This is a genomic window from Aeromonas sp. R10-1 (genome assembly GCF_040908465.1).
GTDB classification, from domain to species: Bacteria; Pseudomonadota; Gammaproteobacteria; order Enterobacterales; family Aeromonadaceae; genus Aeromonas; species Aeromonas caviae.
Window position 1 is genome coordinate 283,764 of record NZ_JBFODT010000017.1, and the last position, 17,267, is coordinate 301,030.

Annotated in this window: 13 protein-coding genes and 1 riboswitch; of the genes, 2 read left to right on the forward strand and 11 right to left on the reverse strand. The window is 61.0% G+C overall.

Annotated elements, in window-relative coordinates; all coding sequences use genetic code 11:
* Window positions 1-192: 192 nt before the first annotated feature.
* The 9 genes from AB5Y93_RS08195 to AB5Y93_RS08235 form a co-directional block, all read right to left on the reverse strand.
* Window positions 193-4,206 carry an NACHT domain-containing NTPase gene (locus tag AB5Y93_RS08195; protein ID WP_368229153.1) on the reverse strand — a complete coding sequence of 1,338 codons (4,014 nt, stop codon included), beginning with the start codon at window positions 4,204-4,206 and terminating at the stop codon, window positions 193-195.
* A gap of 588 nt (window positions 4,207-4,794) precedes the next feature.
* Complete coding sequence (gene thiH, locus AB5Y93_RS08200) at window positions 4,795-6,066, reverse strand: 2-iminoacetate synthase ThiH (RefSeq protein ID WP_368229154.1); 1,272 nt, start codon at window positions 6,064-6,066, stop codon at window positions 4,795-4,797.
* Window positions 6,063-6,830, reverse strand: coding sequence for a thiazole synthase (locus tag AB5Y93_RS08205; protein WP_368229155.1), 768 nt, complete (start codon window positions 6,828-6,830; stop codon window positions 6,063-6,065). Before AB5Y93_RS08205 ends, thiH begins: the two co-directional genes overlap by 4 nt.
* An 85-nt stretch (window positions 6,831-6,915) precedes the next feature.
* Window positions 6,916-7,116 (reverse strand): sulfur carrier protein ThiS, encoded by a 201-nt coding sequence (thiS, locus tag AB5Y93_RS08210; RefSeq protein ID WP_010672666.1) that lies wholly within the window; start codon window positions 7,114-7,116, stop codon window positions 6,916-6,918.
* Between the two features lie 2 nt (window positions 7,117-7,118).
* Window positions 7,119-7,898: a ThiF family adenylyltransferase gene (locus AB5Y93_RS08215; RefSeq protein WP_368229156.1), complete on the reverse strand. Its 780-nt coding sequence runs from the start codon at window positions 7,896-7,898 to the stop codon at window positions 7,119-7,121.
* Window positions 7,888-9,495: a thiamine phosphate synthase gene (gene thiE, locus AB5Y93_RS08220; protein ID WP_368229157.1), complete on the reverse strand. Its 1,608-nt coding sequence runs from the start codon at window positions 9,493-9,495 to the stop codon at window positions 7,888-7,890. Before thiE ends, AB5Y93_RS08215 begins: the two co-directional genes overlap by 11 nt.
* On the reverse strand, window positions 9,492-11,483 hold the full coding sequence (thiC, locus tag AB5Y93_RS08225) for a phosphomethylpyrimidine synthase ThiC (protein WP_069785503.1): 1,992 nt from the start codon (window positions 11,481-11,483) through the stop codon (window positions 9,492-9,494). The genes thiE and thiC overlap by 4 nt, the downstream gene beginning before the upstream one ends.
* A gap of 257 nt (window positions 11,484-11,740) precedes the next feature.
* A riboswitch (TPP riboswitch) is annotated at window positions 11,741-11,854 on the reverse strand.
* 62 nt (window positions 11,855-11,916) lie between these two features.
* Window positions 11,917-12,405, reverse strand: coding sequence for a hypothetical protein (locus AB5Y93_RS08230; protein WP_041214323.1), 489 nt, complete (start codon window positions 12,403-12,405; stop codon window positions 11,917-11,919).
* A gap of 78 nt (window positions 12,406-12,483) precedes the next feature.
* Window positions 12,484-12,912: a hypothetical protein gene (locus AB5Y93_RS08235; protein ID WP_029313554.1), complete on the reverse strand. Its 429-nt coding sequence runs from the start codon at window positions 12,910-12,912 to the stop codon at window positions 12,484-12,486.
* Window positions 12,913-13,002: 90 nt separating this feature from the next.
* Here AB5Y93_RS08235 and AB5Y93_RS08240 point away from each other — a divergent pair, with 90 nt between their 5' ends.
* Together AB5Y93_RS08240 and AB5Y93_RS08245 are read left to right on the forward strand one after the other, a co-directional pair.
* The gene (locus AB5Y93_RS08240; RefSeq protein ID WP_049637286.1) at window positions 13,003-13,671 is read left to right on the forward strand and encodes a response regulator transcription factor; all 669 of its coding nucleotides are present in this window, start codon (window positions 13,003-13,005) and stop codon (window positions 13,669-13,671) included.
* Window positions 13,668-14,924, forward strand: a complete 1,257-nt coding sequence (locus AB5Y93_RS08245; RefSeq protein WP_268451463.1) for a HAMP domain-containing sensor histidine kinase — start codon at window positions 13,668-13,670, stop codon at window positions 14,922-14,924. The genes AB5Y93_RS08240 and AB5Y93_RS08245 overlap by 4 nt, the downstream gene beginning before the upstream one ends.
* A gap of 151 nt (window positions 14,925-15,075) precedes the next feature.
* On the opposite strand, the gene rimK is transcribed toward AB5Y93_RS08245, so the two are convergent.
* Both rimK and AB5Y93_RS08255 read right to left on the reverse strand, forming a co-directional pair.
* The gene (gene rimK / locus AB5Y93_RS08250; protein WP_010672657.1) at window positions 15,076-15,972 is read right to left on the reverse strand and encodes a 30S ribosomal protein S6--L-glutamate ligase; all 897 of its coding nucleotides are present in this window, start codon (window positions 15,970-15,972) and stop codon (window positions 15,076-15,078) included.
* Window positions 15,973-16,164: 192 nt separating this feature from the next.
* On the reverse strand, window positions 16,165-17,232 hold the full coding sequence (locus tag AB5Y93_RS08255) for a Gfo/Idh/MocA family oxidoreductase (RefSeq protein WP_368229158.1): 1,068 nt from the start codon (window positions 17,230-17,232) through the stop codon (window positions 16,165-16,167).
* Window positions 17,233-17,267: the final 35 nt, after the last annotated feature.

The window sequence follows — 17,267 nt, forward strand, 5'->3', positions numbered from 1 at the left end:
CATCCCTCCCATGCTAGAGACAAACCGGCTCCGGGTCGATGCGCAGCCGGCAATCAGGCGACAGGGATTGGCCCAGACAGGTGTATAAGGCAGGACAAGAACACAATACAGATGTCATGTGAATCTCAACCAAGCAACATCAATCCGCAGCCCCCCCCACAATATCGAGACTCCTTTCCCCAGATTGACCACTTATGAACGAGAAACATCCAACACAAACACGTCAATTAGCCCTAATAACTCGGCTGGGAGTTTTTCCTCAATATCTGATTTCAGTATCTCGGCAGATTCAATACCATGACTCTTTCTCCCTGCAACCACCTCGTCAGCACCAAACCAGATAACCAAGAATATGCCTTGCTGTTCGGCATCTGGGTGGATGGAATAACGCTCATAGAGCTGGGCTGATGCGGCAGTGTAAAGTTCTCGATGCCATTGCCCCTTGACCTCCGTCACCAATAGCCGTCTCTGACCGCCAATCATCTTGGTGACAGTGAAATCACTCCGATTTCGATCTTTTAGCTGATGTTCCGGTGTGACGGTGATGCTTTGGGGCTCAAGCCGTAACTTGATACGTTCAGCAATGATTTCGGTTGAACGCACTTCATCCAGCCTTTCATCTTTTTCGTAAAAGCGCTCTGCTGAATTGAACTCGCCCCCATTTATATCTTGCTGATATCGTTGCAACTCGTAAAGAACCAGCTTGCGCAAGCCTTCCACTGTGACGACTTCATTACCATCCAGCAGCTTGATGATTTCTTGTGGCAGCGGAGGAGTAAAATCTCGCAATGCCCTCTTCCTTATTTGGGTGGCATAGATGCTCTGCAAATCCATATGGAAGTCGGAAAAGCGAGGATCAGCGAGTAACAATTTAATGTATGATGCTCCATCATCTGTATTGAATGACCAGAGTAAGTCCTTTAAAAATCGATAGGCTTTCTCATCTTGGGGGCTATCACTTCCCCAGCCACTAGGCAAATCTACCTTTGGCCACTGTTCAATAAATGCGTCCAATATGTTATATGATTTACCCGCAGTTAAGGCAGGCCAGCTTGGATTTTCACTCCTGTTTATGCTGCTAGAGAACCTATAGAAGAGTAAAACTGTGTCTCTGTCTCTCTTAAGCCAGTCCCAATACTGCTCGGGTGTATCTTCAATAAAATAAAACGATCTTAATAGCCAGAACGTACGTTTCTGCTCGATCTCATCATTGTCAGTTAAGGAAGGCCATACAGACATTAACTCGCCACAGCGACTAGCAATAATCTCATTCAAGTCAGTACGATCTCCATACTGAGCAGCAATGTCAAAAAGTTCACTCAATGTAGAAAGATTTAGTTCTGGATAACTTTGGAGCCACTCAATTGAAAGAGATGCGCGTAGATGGCTGAAATTGTCATCTCTTTTTAATAACCAGAGCTCAGTATTGTTACATGCTTTATTTACAAGTTGGGGTTCTAGATACTGTCGAATAAAGTTCTCTGCTTTTGCCGGGTTGGAAAATATGAGGCGATCCACTTCAGCTTTAAGCAGGTCTCTTTCTTCATTTGATATTGCACTATAACCCATATTTATATTGGTTCGTAACGCGGACAACAATCTAGATTCAACGACCTCCAGATTACCGTTGACACGCATAATTTCAATACAGGCTGCATAGAGAATAACTTCCACTTTAAGGTACTGCGAAGCACACTGCAGTTCTGCAAGCTTATTTAAAGTTGGTATATTCGGCGCAATAAAATCTAGACAATTTATAAGAGCATTATGAACAATATTTTTGTCACCACACTCCAATTCAATCCTGTCTGGCGCCATCAACAAAAGTTCTGAAAAATGAACCAACCACCCCCAATGACGACCACTTTCAACTAACGCTCGATTCTCTTCTATATACTTTATATTGGCTGCATGTACTGCCATATCCTTTTTGTTACGACACCTAATTTTCCTTGCTAGTTTGCGACTCCGTTCATAATGTTCCCATCGAAACTCTTCCTTAGCTACCTTGTTAGACCTTGCCCATAGCTTCATAAACTCCGGCTTTAACAAAGCTTGCTCACGCATGTGCCGCCTGAGAGCATTCGCCCCTCGCTCTTCACTTTTGCGGTAATATTGGTGCCTTTCAATAAAAAATCCCCATAGCGTTACATTTTCCATTTCAAAAGCAAGGTCTACAATAAATTCATAATCTGTCGATTGAAAAGTTAGTCCGGAGTGAGCATGCCAGCCAAAATTATACAGTCTAGTATGAAAAATATCGTCTCTATCTATTAGCTTAGAAAATGCCAGCTCGATAACACCTTGCCTTAAAAGGTGGTCTGCACACAGTGTGCGAACAGAACTGCTTTCATCTGGCCTCTTACTTTTATGAAAATTAAGACCCTGTGTCCACCGCCAAACTTTCACTGGATCAAATGGTGCTTGAGCCGTATCAAAATAGTGATCAAGCAGTGCGCCGGCGATTTTGCTTATACCGTTACGACAATCACATTCGTAGCATTTTTTACCACAATGGCAGGCAAGGTCTCGGGTCAATTCATCCAATAGCCACTCGGTAGATCCCAAATCAATTTTGGCAATAAACTTTTTTATAAAGTAGCGGGCCCCGATGGTACGTTCTCGTACGTCATGGCCAGGATAAAGCGTTGCACAAACCAGAAGAAAATCAGATAAATACTGCCTTTCGAATGTTTGATACCCCAACGCAATAATGATTTCTGCCGCGATCTCAAGCGATACTTCACTCGCTTCAATAATGAGACTGGCCAAGTCTGCGTAGTGATCGCGGCCTGTTATCTTGAGCAAGCATCTCGTTGCCAGAATACGTGTATGGGCGCTTTCTTGCGAAGCTAAGGCGAGTTGGTGCAATTCATCTTGCAGTGAGTCGATTGCCGAAGACCCCGCCAGCAATTCAAGAATCAAGTCGCGCAAATGTCCTTCATCACCAGTTGCTAGCAGTGGCTTTAGTTCGTCTGCCACATCCTGCGTGAAGAAACCAGCGATGCTGAACCTGCGCCAGTAATCACCCCGCCTGAAGTAGGGATCTTGAGCTGCAAATTTCCTCAATTGCGCCAGCAGCATTCGTTTTGAGCCAGGAAGCAATTGGGAAGGATCTCCGTTGGCCAGCACAGCATAAGGGTCGATCCTGATGGCCTCTTCCTGTATAGCTTGGTCACCCAGTGCCGCCATCCAGCCCAATAGCCCCCGTAATTCATCTCGCACCGTATTGTTGGGTGCGATGACGGCGAAACAGCTTGCAAGCATCAGTGGTTTGGTTGGATCCGCAATCCGTTGAGTCAGATAGTGCGCTGCGCAATATTCGGCAACGATCTTATGCACTGGACGATGCAGATCCACTCGCTCACCCGGTTTAAAGAGCTGTGTTGCCAGAATGTCGTTTCTGGAAGCAATAGGGTGAAGCAATGATGCCAGCGTCGGGTAGATCCGATCTGCCATAGCCTCTTGGGTACTGACCCCCTCAGCCCCAGACAACAGTAGCTTGGCGAATACTTCTGCTGCCAATTCAATTTTTTGCTGTGAGGTCAGAGTGTGGGCTGCGCTCCTGACTCTGGAGTTGGCCTCTTTGGCCAGACGCTCGACTGCCGTGCTGAAAATGGATCGCTTGTCGATGAAATGTCTATCGCTCTCGATATAGGCACCCGCAAACAGTTGCAGGAACAGTGGATTGGGCAGTAATGGCTCCAGTTCAAATCGAATTACCTCTGAACGAAAGGCGATGAAGTTCTCTTCTGGGTAATGATGCAGGAAAATAGCTTGCTGGTCGCTCTCATCAAATTCACACAGCCTGACGACCAGAGGTTGCTCCCCAAAAAACTCGCCGAATAACTGGGTATCTGCATTGCTCCATTCACTGGAACGGCTTGAAATGATGACTCGCGTTGCTTTTGCCTTACAGGCATTAGCTAGAACTAAGTGAATTCCTGACTGATCTATCTTGGCCAGTTCATCGAATGCATCGATCACCAGTGGACTATTTTCTACCTCTGCCCCCATATGCCGGAATCGGGTTGCGGTTACGGCTTTTGTCCCCAACTGCCGCGCAAGACTTTCCATCAGCTCGGTTTTTCCCCCACCAGGCTCCGCCAAAACGACAACAAACTTCGAAGCAGCCAATAGCTCTGCTTCTGTGTATATCTGGCTATCACCAGAAAGCTTGCGCGGGAGATAAAACATCGACGTCATAGGAACAAGAAACCTGTGTATTGGAATCGCTGGAGGGTCTTTCTTCGCTAGTTTGAAAGCCTCATCCAGAGTCAGTTATTTCCGATACTACGCCATATATCAGATAGTTGGGGATATTTCCCTGTTGATATTGAGAGGTGTGACATGAACGAGCATTACAACGCACACCGTACTAACTGGCCAAGATCGGGCGCGGTCTTGGTTCCCCCTCTTATTCGCTGAGACGAACCCGCTTGTCCAGGCCGCGAGACAGGATGTCGAGCGAGCGGCGCCGGGCCATGGGCCAAATCGGAAAAGGGCGAGCGCAGCTCGACCCGATTTGGCGCGAGAACAGGGATGTTCGAAGCGGGCTTTGGCCGAAGCCATGGATGGCGAAGGCCAGAGGCCCGTCGGCGCGTGCCGTCGGACAAGCGGGTGAGACGAAGGAACCCGACGAAGTCGGGCGAATAAGCGGGGGTGGCCGCTCGATTGGTGACTTTTCTTTGGCCACGCAAAGAAAAGTTACTCGCCCAAGCCCGAAGGGCGGGCGAAACCCCTTCGAGGCCAGCGGCCTCGCGTCCTGCACGGCAAAGGGGGGCGTGGCCGCCCCTATCGGCCCAAGAAGGGTTCCCAGTCCTTGAACACCGGTTGCAACCCCGCCTGCCGCACGGCGGCGGCCACTTCCCCCACAGGGCGATCGTCATGGATGGCGAACTGCTCCAGCTCCTCTGTATCCCCCTCGGCATAGCCACCCGGCTGGGTGCGCGACTCGGCCGACATCTGGGTGATGCCAAGACGCACCGCGCCGTTGCGAAAGGTGGCGGACTCGCGGGTGGAGAGGGACAAATCCAGCGTGGGCGAGAAGAGACGCCATGCGCAGATAAGCTGGGCCAGTTGGCGATCCGACATGACCACGGCAGGCTCCAGCCCACCGGTGCAGGGGCGCAGGCGCGGGAAGGAGAGCGAGTAGCGGCTCTGCCAGTGGTGACGCTCTAGCCAGGCGAGGTGCTCGGCGACAAAGTAGCTGTCGGCACGCCAGTCCGCAGAGAGACCGATGAGCGCCCCCAGCCCGATCTTGTCGATACCGGCGCGACCGAGCCGATCCGGCGTGGCGAGGCGCCATGCGATGTCCCGCTTGTTGCCGCGCAGGTGATGGCGGGCGTAGGTGGGGGCGTGGTAGGTCTCCTGATAGACCATGACCGAATCGAGGCCGAGGGTTTTCAGCTCGGCGTATTCGTCCTGAGAGAGGGGCTGCACCTCCATCCCCACCGTGCTGAAGTGACGGCGGATGATGGGCAACACCTGCCGAAAGTAGGCGAGCCCCACCTTGTGCTCGTGCTCGCCGGTCACCAGCAGCACGCTGTCAAAACCGCGCTCCTTGATGGCCAGACACTCGCGCTCAATCTCCTCGCTATTCAAGGTCTTGCGCTTCAAGCGGTTGCTCATGGAGAAGCCGCAGTAGGTGCAGTCGTTGGCGCACAGGTTCGACAGATAGAGCGGCACATAGAAGCCGATGGTGTTGCCAAAGCGCTGGCGGGTCAGGCGCTCGGCCTCGGCTGCCATCTGCGGCAAATACGCCTCGGCGGCCGGGGAGATCAGCGCCATAAAATCGCTCAGGGTGCGGCGGGAGGTAGTCAGCGCCCGCTCTACATCGGCGGCGGTCTTGGCGCGGATCTGCATGCCGATATCGTCCCACTCCAGCTCGAGCCATCTATCGAGAAAACTCTCCAACTTTCTCTCAACCCCCTCCCGGCCTCCCCCTTCACAAGGGGGAGGTGTTAATCCGCCCCCCCGATCTCCTACTTCACAAGAGGGCGGAGTCGACACTCCCTCCCCTGGCAAGGGGAGGATCGGGGTGGGGTCATTGGCATGCTGACTCATAACGCCCCCAGAAAATCGGTAAGCGGGCTGGAGGCCTGGGCCTGCAGGGCGCGGGCGCCGAGGCCCGCCTTATAGGCGCTGCGCCCGGCAGTGCAGGCCAGCGCAAAGGCGCGGCCCATGGCGACCGGGTCGCCGCTCACCGCAATGGCGGTGTTGACCAGCACGGCATCGGCCCCCAGTTCAAAGGCGGCGGCGGCGTGGCTCGGCGCACCGATCCCCGCATCCACCACCACGGGCACATTGGCCTGCTCGACGATGATGGAGAGAAACTCCCGGGTCACCAGCCCCTGATTGGAACCGATGGGGGCGCCCAGCGGCATCACGGCAGCGCAGCCCACCTCTTCGAGCCGCTTGCACAGCACGGGGTCGGCACCGCAGTAGGGCAGCACCACAAAGCCCTCTTTCACCAGCTGCTCGGCGGCTTTGAGGGTCTCTATGGGGTCTGGCAGCAGGTAACGAGGATCGGGGTGGATCTCGAGCTTGAGCCAGTTCGTCCCCAGCGCCTCGCGGGCCAGATGGGCGGCAAATACCGCCTCGGCGGCGGTCTTGGCCCCCGAGGTGTTGGGCAGCAGCTTGACACCGAGTTGCCGAAGGGGCGTGAGGATATCGTCGTGGGCCTTGCCCGGTTCGAGCCGCTTGATGCCCATGGTGACCAGCTGGGAGCCACTTGCCTCGATGGCGGCGGCCATCAGTTCCGGGCGGGCAAACTTGCCGGTGCCGGTGAAGAGGCGCGAAGAGAAGGTGTGATCGGCAATTTTGAGCATGTCAGCCTCCGGCCACTGCGATAAGAAGAGATGAGGCCCCGCCGCAAGGCAGAGCACGCGAAGATGGGACTGCGAGCATCATGGATCAGCCTCCCGCGATGGCGGTGAAGAGGTGGAGTTCGTCCCCGTCATTGAGACGGGTCTCGGCCCAGCGGCCACGGGGCAGCACGGCGCCATTGAGGGCCACCGCTACCCCCTGAGGGGAAATCTCCTGCACCGCCAGCAGCTCAGTCAGGCGCTGACCGGTGGGCAGCGTCAGCTCGATATCGTTCAATCGGATCTTCATGGTTAATTCTCCTGAGCCGGGTGGGTGCTGCCGCAGACCGGGCAATCGGGGTCGGGAGCCAGCGTGAGGGTCTGCCACTGATGGGTCAAAGCATCGAAACGGCGCAATGTACCAGCGACCGGGCTCGGCATCCCGAGCAGCAGTTTCAGCGCCTCCAGCGCCTGCAAAGAGCCCATCACCCCGACCAGCGGGCCGGTGACGCCGCTGGTCTCGCAGCTCTCCTTGATCTTGGTATCCTGCGGATAGAGGCAGGCGTAGCAGGCGTGCTCACTGCTGGTGCGCGCCATCAGCTGCCCCTGCCAACCCACCGCGGCAGCGGAGATCCAGGGCTTGCCCTGGGCCACGCAGGCGGCGTTGATGGCCTGGCGGGTGACGAGGTTGTCGCAGCAGTCGACAACCAGATCCACCTCGGCCACAAACTCCGGCAGGCTGGCGGCATCGAGTCGCTGATTGATGGCAATCAGCTCCACCAGCGGGTTGTGGGCGGCCAAGCGCTCGCGGGCCAGCTCCGCCTTGGAGTGGTTGACCGCCTCGCTATCGAACAGGATCTGGCGCGGCAGATTGCTGGAGTCCACCGTATCGCCATCGGCCAGCCACAAAGTGCCCACCCCGGCCCCCGCCAGATAGAGGGCGAGCGGCGAGCCGAGCCCGCCCAAGCCCACGATCAGCACGGACTTATCCTTGAGCCGCGCCTGACCGGCTTCCCCCACTTCCGCCAGCATCAGCTGGCGGCCGTATCTCAGATACTCTTTGTCACTAAGAGAAGCGGCATCAGAGCGCATGTTCTGCCTCCCGTATCACGCAGGCCGAGCGCGGTTCATCCCCCGCCCCCACGGCAGCGAGCAGCCGCTCGGTCGCGCCCTGCCAGTCATCGCTCGCCGTGATGGCCGAGACCAGCGCAATGCTGCCGACCCCGCTTGCCTTGACCGCCGCCACCCGCTCCTCGCTGATGCCACCGATGGCCACCGTCGGCCAGTCGCACATCAGGGCGCGGTAGTGGTGCAGCCGCGCCAGCCCCTGGGGGCGCGAAGGCATCGCTTTGGTGTTGGTCGGGAAGATATGGCCCAGCGCGATATAGGAAGGGGCAAGCTCGCGGGCCCGCATCAGCTCGAAGTAGCCGTGGGTGGAGATGCCAAGACGCAGCCCCGCCGCCTGAATGGCGGCGAGATCGGCGGTCTCCATATCCTCCTGCCCCAGATGCACGCCCCAGGCGCCCGCCTCGATGGCCTGCTGCCAGTAGTCGTTGATAAAGAGCCGCGCCCCATGGCGGCGACCGAGCGCGACCGCATCACGAATGGCCGGCGCCACCTCTGTGGCGGGCAGATTCTTGATCCGCAGCTGGATGGTCTTGACCCCGGCCCCCAGCAGGCGTTTGAGCCACTTGACCGAGTCCACCACCGGATAGAGGCCAAGGTTGTGTTCGGTCGGCGCAAAGGGGCCCTGCGGCAGACGGGCGCTGCTCGCTTCATACAATCCAAAGCGGCGATCGAGCGGTGAGCCCGCCAGCACGGCACGGGGGAAGTGGGCCAGATCGGCAGGCCAGCCGAGATGGGCGATGGGCCCCGGGCCTGCCCCCACCCCTTGCGCCGCCGCCAAGCCCTGTTGCAGGTAGGCGCGCGCCAGGGTGATGGCGTCCTCCACCGGATAGTCCTGCGCCACCACGGCGGCGATGGCGCTGGCGTAACAGCAGCCGGTGCCGTGACCGTGGCGGGTATCGAGGCGCGGCGCGGCGAGCCAGAATTCGCGGGTCTCATCCTGGTAGTAGTCGAGGCAGAGATCCCCGCCCCATTCAAGGTGGCCCCCCTTGACCAGCACGGCGCGAGCGCCGAGTTCGCGCAGCCGCCGGGCGGCGAGGCGCACCAGCTCGGGACTGGTGGCGGGCAGGCCGGTCAGGGCTTCCAGCTCGGGACCATTGGGGGTGATCAAGGAGAGGCGCGGCAGCAGGTGCTCGCGCACCGCCACCAGCATGCCGGGCTCCGCCATGGGGGTGCCGGTGCTGGCGATGGCCACCGGGTCGTAGACCACGAAGGGAGCCTCGACGGTCGACAACCTGCGTGCCAGCACCTCCACATGCAGCCGGGTCGGCAGCAGGCCGATCTTGATGGCGGCGGGTGGCAGATCCAGCCCCAGGGCATCGATCTGGGCGGCGAAGGTCTGCATCAGCACGGGGTCGACCATCTTCACCGCCACCGAGTTCTGGGCCGTGATGGCGGAGATGACGGAGCAGCCGTGCACGCCGAGGTCATGCATCGCGTGCAAGTCGGCCTGAATGCCGGCCCCGCCGCCGGAGTCGGACCCGGCGATGGTCCAGACCACGGGGCGGGCCTGCGTCACAGGCGACAGGTCGGCGGGGCTGACAGCCCCGCGCTCGCTGCTCACGCCTCCTCCCCTGCGGCCTGCTTCAGGGTCGCCGCCTGATGGTAGATCTCGCCGCCGGTCTCCTTGAAGGTTTCTGCCATGCGGGCCATGCCGCTCTCCACCTCGGCCACCACCCGCTCCTGCTGACCGTCCATGCCGACCAGCTTTATCTCTACGGCTTCCAGCTTGGCGGCATAGTCGCGCACGTCCTGGGTGATCTTCATGGAGCAGAACTTGGGCCCGCACATGGAGCAGAAGTGGGCCACCTTGCCGGACTCCTGAGGCAGGGTCTCGTCGTGGTAGGCGCGGGCGGTGTCGGGATCCAGGGCCAGGTTGAACTGATCCTCCCAGCGGAACTCGAAGCGCGCCTTGGACATGGCGTTGTCGCGGATCTGGGCGCCCGGGTGGCCCTTGGCCAGATCGGCGGCGTGGGCGGCGATCTTGTAGGTAATCAGCCCCTGCTTCACGTCCTCCTTGTTGGGCAGGCCCAGGTGCTCCTTGGGGGTCACGTAGCAGAGCATGGCGCAGCCGTACCAGCCGATGAGCGCGGCGCCGATGCCGGAGGTGAAGTGATCGTACCCCGGGGCAATGTCGGTGGTGAGCGGGCCCAGGGTATAGAACGGCGCCTCGTGGCAGTGCTCGAGCTGCTCGGTCATATTGCGCTCGATCATGTGCATGGGCACGTGACCAGGCCCCTCGATCATCACCTGCACGTCGTATTCCCAGGCAATTTTGGTGAGCTCGCCCAGGGTGCGCAGCTCGGCGAACTGGGCCTCGTCGTTGGCGTCGTAGACGGAGCCCGGACGCAGACCGTCACCCAGCGACAAGCTCACGTCGTAGGCGGCGCAGATCTCGCAGATCTCGCGGAAGTGCTCGTAGAGGAAGTTCTCCTTGTGGTGCGACAGGCACCACTTGGCCATGATGCTGCCACCGCGCGAAACGATGCCGGTGAGGCGCTTGGCGGTCATGGGCACGAAGCGCAGCAAGACGCCGGCGTGGATGGTGAAGTAGTCCACCCCCTGCTCGGCCTGCTCCAGCAGGGTGTCGCGGAACAGCTCCCAGGTGAGGTCTTCAGCGATGCCGTTGGTCTTCTCCAGCGCCTGATAGATGGGCACGGTACCGATGGGCACCGGGCTGTTGCGCAGGATCCACTCGCGGGTCTCGTGGATATAGCGGCCGGTGGAGAGATCCATCACGGTGTCGGCGCCCCAGCGGGTGGACCACACCAGCTTCTCCACTTCCTCTTCGATGCTGGAAGTGACCGCCGAGTTGCCGATGTTGGCGTTGATCTTCACCAGGAAGTTGCGGCCGATGATCATGGGCTCTGCTTCCGGGTGGTTGATGTTGCTGGGGATGATGGCGCGACCGGCAGCCACCTCATCGCGCACGAACTCGGGGGTGATGTTCTGGGGCAGTCTGGCGCCAAAGCCCTGACCCGGATGCTGGGTGCGCAGGAGCTCGGAGCGCACTCGCTCGCGGCCCATGTTCTCGCGGATGGCGATAAATTCCATCTCGGGGGTGACGATGCCTTGGCGGGCATAGTGCAGCTGGGTGACCCGGCGGCCCGGCTTGGCGCGGCGGGCGCTCGGCAAATGTTCGAAACGCAGGTGATCCAGCCCCTCGTCCGCCAGCCGCTCCTGAGTGAAGGTGGAGCTCAGCCCGTCCAGCGCGTCGGTGTCAGCACGCTCCAGCACCCAGGCTTCGCGCAGGCGCGGCAGACCACGGCGCACGTCGATGGGGGCGGCCTCTTCCCCATAGGGGCCCGAGGTATCGTAAACCGGCACCGGCTCGTTGGGCTCGAACTGGGGAGCCTCCTTGGTGCCGCCGACGAAGGTGTCGGCCAGCTGGATTTCCCGCAAAGGCACCCGGATGTCAGGGCGAGAACCCTGGATAAAGATGCGGCGGGAGTTGGGATGAGCCATCCCTTTCAAGTTGTCGATAAAGGTCTGGGCGCTGGAGCGCTGCTCGCGGCGGCTGGATTTGGTGGTATCAGAAACATTGGTAGACATAGCAAAACTCACATTAACTGGTTGAAGTTATGGGTGTTTGCTTGTCTGGAGTTCGAGGAGAAGATGAACTTGCGGCGGGGTGTGCTCGGGGGAGTGAGTCGGGCATGGATCTTCCCTGCTCTGCCGTCCCTCTGCCCTGTGTGGCAGATCCGCAGGCCTGACGGCCCGGCGGGACAACCTCCCCCTGTGCGCCTGTGGCAGCCAGAGGCGGTCTGCCTCCAGCTGGCGGGAAGGTGTGCCTTCCCCGGCGCGGTAACCCGCAAGTTACCCTTGTTTCCCTTCGCAGGTCTTAACCTGATCAGGTTCCACGGATCCCGAATTAACGGTCTCAGCTTAGCGTCGTTCGACGGTCAGCACTCCGACAAGATGTGCGCCAGTATAAGTGGGGAAATTTAAAGTACAAGCCATTAACAAGGGGAAAGGGAGAGAGGTCTCACTCTTCGGCGTCGAGGGGATCCTCGGGGTCGGGAATGAGGATATCGGTGAGGCGGCCCTCTTCATCCCGGCTCAGCACCAAGCGGCGACCCGGTTGCAGATCGGCGGCGCTGCCGTTGATCCAGCGAGTGTCAGCATCAAACACCAGCACGCCGAGTTCCTGTAGCAGCAATGCCTGCTGATTATGGGTGAGCAGTCGATCCTCCGCCCTCCGCCAGCTGGCCCCGAGCGCCGGATCCGGCGCCCCGTCGAGCACCCGGATCGTCTCGGCGACGCCGTAGCGGCTCTGGATCGCGAGGTGCATGCCGGGCACGAGCCCGTCCGGCTGCGCCACGCCGTGCAGTTCGGCACTGCCGAGCTCCAGCTCAGCCCCCTGGAATTGCAGGCGCACCCCGTCGTTGTGCTCCAGCTCCACCAGCCAGAGCTCGGCGTCGTCGGCAAGGGTGCAGAAGGGCAACAGCAGCAGGCAGAGTGCGGTTCGGGTCATGGCAGGCGGTCCGGGGTCACGGGGTGAGGTTTAACTATGGCCCCGGACGGGCAATTTTTCCCGGTCCGCCCTGACCGGTCAGTCATCCTCCCGGCACTGGCTCAGGCGCATGCCGTCAAACTTGCACTCCAGCTCCAGCCAGCGTCCCTCGAACGGGGAGAGGCTCCCATCCGAGGTGACATAGCCCCAGATCCGTCCCCCTTCCACCGGCCCTTCCAGTTCCATCTCGTCCTCCTCTTCCAGCGCCTCCACCTCGCGAACGAGCCGCCGCGCCCCTGCCGCCGTCTCCTGCACGACCCCTTCCAGATCGACCCAGGTCCCGCCGAGATCGTCCTCATCCAGGCCATCCTTGAAGCGGGTGCGCTCATCGATCACGAAGGGAATGCCGTTGACCATCAACTGGCCAAGCTGCCAGGTGGTGCGGCCCGTGAGCTTGAACTCGGCCGCCTGCACCAGACCAAAAGGCAATAGAATCAATAACCAGAAGGCGCAGAGAGACTTCTTCATCGGGGATCCTCGGGGTTACACTGGCACACAGGATGACCCATCCGGTGTGAAATGGCCGTGAAATAGCGGCACAGACCAGGAGATCAGAGCATGAAAATACTGGTGGTGGAAGACAGTCCCCAGGTGGCGGAGACCATCATGGACTATCTGGCGCTGGCCGGGCACAGGGTGGATTGCGCCTATCATGGCCAGGCCGCCCTGCAACTGCTGGCCCAGGAGCGCTTCGACGTCATCATCATGGACGTCATGATGCCGCGCCTCGACGGCCTGCGTACCGTGGAGCGGCTGCGTGCGGACGGCATCGCGACCCCGGTGCTCTTTCTCACCGCCCGTGACAGCCTGGAGGACAAGCTGGCAGGCTTTCGGGCGGGGGGCGACGACTATCTGGTCAAGCCGTTCGCCATGGAGGAGCTGGAGGTGCGCCTGGAGGCCCTCAGCCTGCGTGGCCCCAGAGGGGACATGGGCGTCCTCGGCTTTGGCGATCTGACGGTGGATCCCGCCAGCGGCCGCGCCACCCGCGCCGGAGTGGAGCTCAAGCTCGGCAAGATCCCGTTCCAGATCCTCACCCTGCTGGTGAAGCGCGCCCCCCAGCTGGTGACGCGCCAGGAGGTGCTCGACACCGTCTGGGGCGACGAGGAGCCCGACTCAGACGCCCTGCGCAGCCACATCTATGCCCTGCGCAGCGCCCTCGACAAGCCCTTCCCCACCCCCATGCTGGAGACCCTGCACGGCCAGGGCTACCGGCTGGTGACCCCATGACGAACCCGACGCCGCCCCTTGCCTCCGGTCTGCCGAGCCTGCGCCGGCGCCTGGTGCTGGCGCTGGGAGGGGCCGGTCTGCTGCTGCTGGTGATCCTGAGCCTGCTGATGGTGGTGGCCGAGAACAAGATGGAGGAGCTGAGCCTGCGCCACTGGCTGGAGGCGGAGGCAACCCGCTATGACGACGACTGGTTGCGCCTCGGAATGGCGGCCCCCGCCCCCAGCCCGCGCCAGTTCTCCAGCTACTGGACAGAGGCGGGCCGCCTGCCCGCCTGGCTCAAGGCCTACCAGAGCCCAGGCTTCTTCGAGCATCAGCTGGGCCGGGAGGACAAGCACTTCCTGGTACGCGCCCACCCCTCGGGTCAGGGGCTGCTCTATCTGGTGTTCAACGACGATGCGGACGACTACCTCGACCCTTACGAAGCCAAGCTGCATCTGGTGACCCGCCTCATCGGCCTGGCCCTGCTGCTGGGGAGCCTCGCCTTCGGCATCTGGCTGGTGCGTCACATCACCAGGCCGCTGGAGCGGCTGCGCCAGCGGGTCGCCCACCTGACCCCGGATCAGGGGGACTTCGTGCCCGATGCCCCCTGGCAGGAGCTGCGAGAGATAGAGCAGGCGCTGCTGGCGGGCAAGCACGAGGTAGCCGCCGTGTTTGCCCGTGAACAGGAGTTCAGCCGCTTTGCCAGCCACGAGCTGCGCACCCCCAACATGGTGATCCAGGGATCCGCGGCCCTGCTCGGCAAGGTGAATGACCTGCCCGCCCCGGCAGCCCGCGCCGTCAGCCGCATCCGCGCCGCCGCCGACGAGATGGCCCTGCTCACCGAAACCTTCCTGCTGCTGGGACGCAAGGAGGCCGTGGAGCGCCCGCCCCAGCAGGTGGCGCCGCTCATTCGCCGGGAGCTGACCCGCCTCGCCCCCCTGCTGCAACGGGAGACGCTGGACATTCGCCTGCAACTGGACGAGGAGAGCGAGGTGCAGGCCCCCCTCTCCCTGCTCGCCATCGCCCTCGGCAACCTCTTGAAAAACGCCCTGAGCTACGCCGAGGGGCACATCGAGATCACCCTGCACGAGCAGGTGCTCACCATCAGCAACCCCACCGCCGCCGCGCCGGATCAGATCCTCGGCTACGGCTGCGGCCTCACCATCATCCAGCGCATCTGCGAGAAGCTGGGCTGGCAGATTGAGACCCACCTGGTGGATGGGGTCTTCAGCGCCCGGCTGGTGATGATCCCCGGCGCCCCCGGGGCGGTATAGCCCCCTCATTCCCGGCCCTTCTTCCCGGCTGTTCAACACAACGGGAGAAGGGAGACAGTTCCCGGCAAGCCCGCTGCCTTCCAGCCCCCCCAGATAGCAACAAGGCGCCCGAGGGCGCCCTGTGTTTACCTGTCTGACACTCGTTTGGGACTCATTCCGCCGGCTTGTGCTTGCGGCTCGCCTTGAGCTCGAGGAACTCGATGATCTTGCCCGCCACGTCCTTGCCGGAAGCAGCTTCCACCCCCTGCAGGCCGGGGGAGGAGTTCACCTCCAGCACCAGGGGGCCGCGGGCGCTTCGCAGAATATCCACCCCGGCCACGTCCAGCCCCATGATCTTGGCGGCCTGCACGGCGGTGGCACGCTCTTCCGGTGTGATCTTGATGGCTTCGGCGGTGCCGCCCCGGTGCAGGTTGGAGCGAAACTCCCCCGGCTGGGCCTGGCGGCGCATGGCGGCCACCACCTTGCCGTTGACCACCAGGCAGCGGATATCGGCACCGTTGGCCTCGCGGATGTACTCCTGCACCAGGATGTTGTTGTTGGTCTGGATAAAGGCCTCGATGACGCTCTCCGCGGCCTTCTGGGTTTCGCACAGCACCACGCCAATCCCCTGGGTGCCCTCCAGCAGCTTCACCACCAGGGGGGCGCCCCCCACCATGGTGATGAGATCCGGTACGTCGTGGGTGCTGTGGGCATAGCCGGTCACCGGCAGGCCGATGCCGTGGCGAGAGAGCAGCTGCATGGCGCGCAGCTTGTCCCGGGAGCGGGAGATGGCCACCGAGCTGTTGAGTGCCATGGTGCTCATCATCTCGAACTGGCGCAGCACGGCGGTGCCATAGAAGGTGATGCTGGCACCGATGCGCGGGATCACGGCGTCATAGCTCTCCAGCTCCCGTCCTTCGTAATGGATGGAGGGGCTGTGGGAGGCGATGTTCATGTAGCAGCGCAGGGTGTCGAGCACCTCGACCTGATGCCCACGGGCCCGGGCCACCTCGACCAGACGGCGGGTGGAGTAGTTGTTGGGCTCACGGGATAAAATGGCAATATTCATGGAAATGGCAGACCTGATAATCGGACTGGAGAGTATAAGGTGCCATGAACGACTGGCAACGCCAATCCTTTCCCCTCACCATGCGCGGTTCTGCAAGAACAGGCAAAAACCGAGAGTGCCGCACTCAAGAACGGACCGTTCTGCAAGACGGCGCCCGCCACCAGCCCTCATGTCCGATGGCGCACAACGACGTCAATGGGGGCCGCGCAGCCCTTGTTGCAACTCAAGCAGCAGGGCGACCTCCTGCAAACGGCGCGCCGTGGTGCCGACCCAGCCTCCCAAAGGCACGGGGGCCAGCAGAGTCTGGGCGATGCAGTGGCGATAGAGGGGCCCCTCATGTTGCCAGCCCCGCATCCCGTCGACGTCGTGATGGTGCAACCACTCCAGGTTGCCGCAGCGAAGCAGCTCGATGCGCCGCCCGTCCTTGAGGTGCAGGCAAAGCCCCTTCTTCTCCACCCCGGGACCTGCATACTTGTCGAGCCAGAGGGTCAGGGGCACCCCTGCCGCCTCGCCGCGCAGGCAGGCCCGCCCCTCGGCGGTCTCCAGATCCCCGCGCCGGATGGGCTGCCCCAGCCGGTCGCAGACGTCCTCCGCGATCAGGTGCAGGCGGTCGTCCCCACCCAGGGCCACCAGCAGTTCCCGGATCATCGCCAGCAGATGGGTACCGATGTCGAGGATCACACCGTCTGGATGGCGCAGGACCCGCTGATCCGGCTCCCCGGTGGCGAAGTTGAGGGCACAGGGATGCCCCGCCTCGTCCAGGCCGCAGGGTTCCAGCAAAAAGCCCTCCACCGCGCTGATATCGGCGAGGGTGGCCAGCCCGACCCCGGCACCCTCTGGTTCCCGAGGCTGCCAGCCTTCATCCAGTTTGCCGCTCAGCAGCAACTGCTGGACGGCATTGCGGGCCATCCAGTGATCCAGTGCAAGCACCCTGGCTGCGACCTCGGGGTCCGCCAGCAGGGCGCGCAGGCGATCGTGCTGGGCCAGGGTGGCCACCACGGGTTTCTCCACCAGGATGAGGGGAATGGCGCTGGCCAGTGCCTGCTCCAGCACGGGCAGATGCAGCAGGGAAGGCGTGGCGATCACCAGCCGATCCAGGGGTTCGGCCAGCAGGGCTTCCAGGGTCGGGGCGGACATGACGCCGGGCAGGGTGATGGCGGGATCAAAACCCCATATCTCGGTATTTTCCGCCAGTGCGGCAAGTGCAGGCAGATAGGCTGTCTGCACCACGGCCCCCAGACCGACAAATCCAATCTTCATGGCAACCTCGATATGGCGTGCGTACCCGACGCCTG

What these genes read in the sequence shown, in the direction of transcription:
- AB5Y93_RS08195 (WP_368229153.1), bottom strand. Translation starts at nt 4,206, where the DNA reads ATGACGTCGATGTTTTATCTCCCGCGCAAGCTTTCTGGTGATAGCCAG.
- thiH (WP_368229154.1), bottom strand. Translation starts at nt 6,066, where the DNA reads ATGAGTCAGCATGCCAATGACCCCACCCCGATCCTCCCCTTGCCAGGG.
- AB5Y93_RS08205 (WP_368229155.1), bottom strand. Translation starts at nt 6,830, where the DNA reads ATGCTCAAAATTGCCGATCACACCTTCTCTTCGCGCCTCTTCACCGGC.
- thiS (WP_010672666.1), bottom strand. Translation starts at nt 7,116, where the DNA reads ATGAAGATCCGATTGAACGATATCGAGCTGACGCTGCCCACCGGTCAG.
- AB5Y93_RS08215 (WP_368229156.1), bottom strand. Translation starts at nt 7,898, where the DNA reads ATGCGCTCTGATGCCGCTTCTCTTAGTGACAAAGAGTATCTGAGATAC.
- thiC (WP_069785503.1), bottom strand. Translation starts at nt 11,483, where the DNA reads ATGTCTACCAATGTTTCTGATACCACCAAATCCAGCCGCCGCGAGCAG.
- AB5Y93_RS08230 (WP_041214323.1), bottom strand. Translation starts at nt 12,405, where the DNA reads ATGACCCGAACCGCACTCTGCCTGCTGCTGTTGCCCTTCTGCACCCTT.
- AB5Y93_RS08235 (WP_029313554.1), bottom strand. Translation starts at nt 12,912, where the DNA reads ATGAAGAAGTCTCTCTGCGCCTTCTGGTTATTGATTCTATTGCCTTTT.
- AB5Y93_RS08240 (WP_049637286.1), top strand. Translation starts at nt 13,003, where the DNA reads ATGAAAATACTGGTGGTGGAAGACAGTCCCCAGGTGGCGGAGACCATC.
- AB5Y93_RS08245 (WP_268451463.1), top strand. Translation starts at nt 13,668, where the DNA reads ATGACGAACCCGACGCCGCCCCTTGCCTCCGGTCTGCCGAGCCTGCGC.
- rimK (WP_010672657.1), bottom strand. Translation starts at nt 15,972, where the DNA reads ATGAATATTGCCATTTTATCCCGTGAGCCCAACAACTACTCCACCCGC.
- AB5Y93_RS08255 (WP_368229158.1), bottom strand. Translation starts at nt 17,232, where the DNA reads ATGAAGATTGGATTTGTCGGTCTGGGGGCCGTGGTGCAGACAGCCTAT.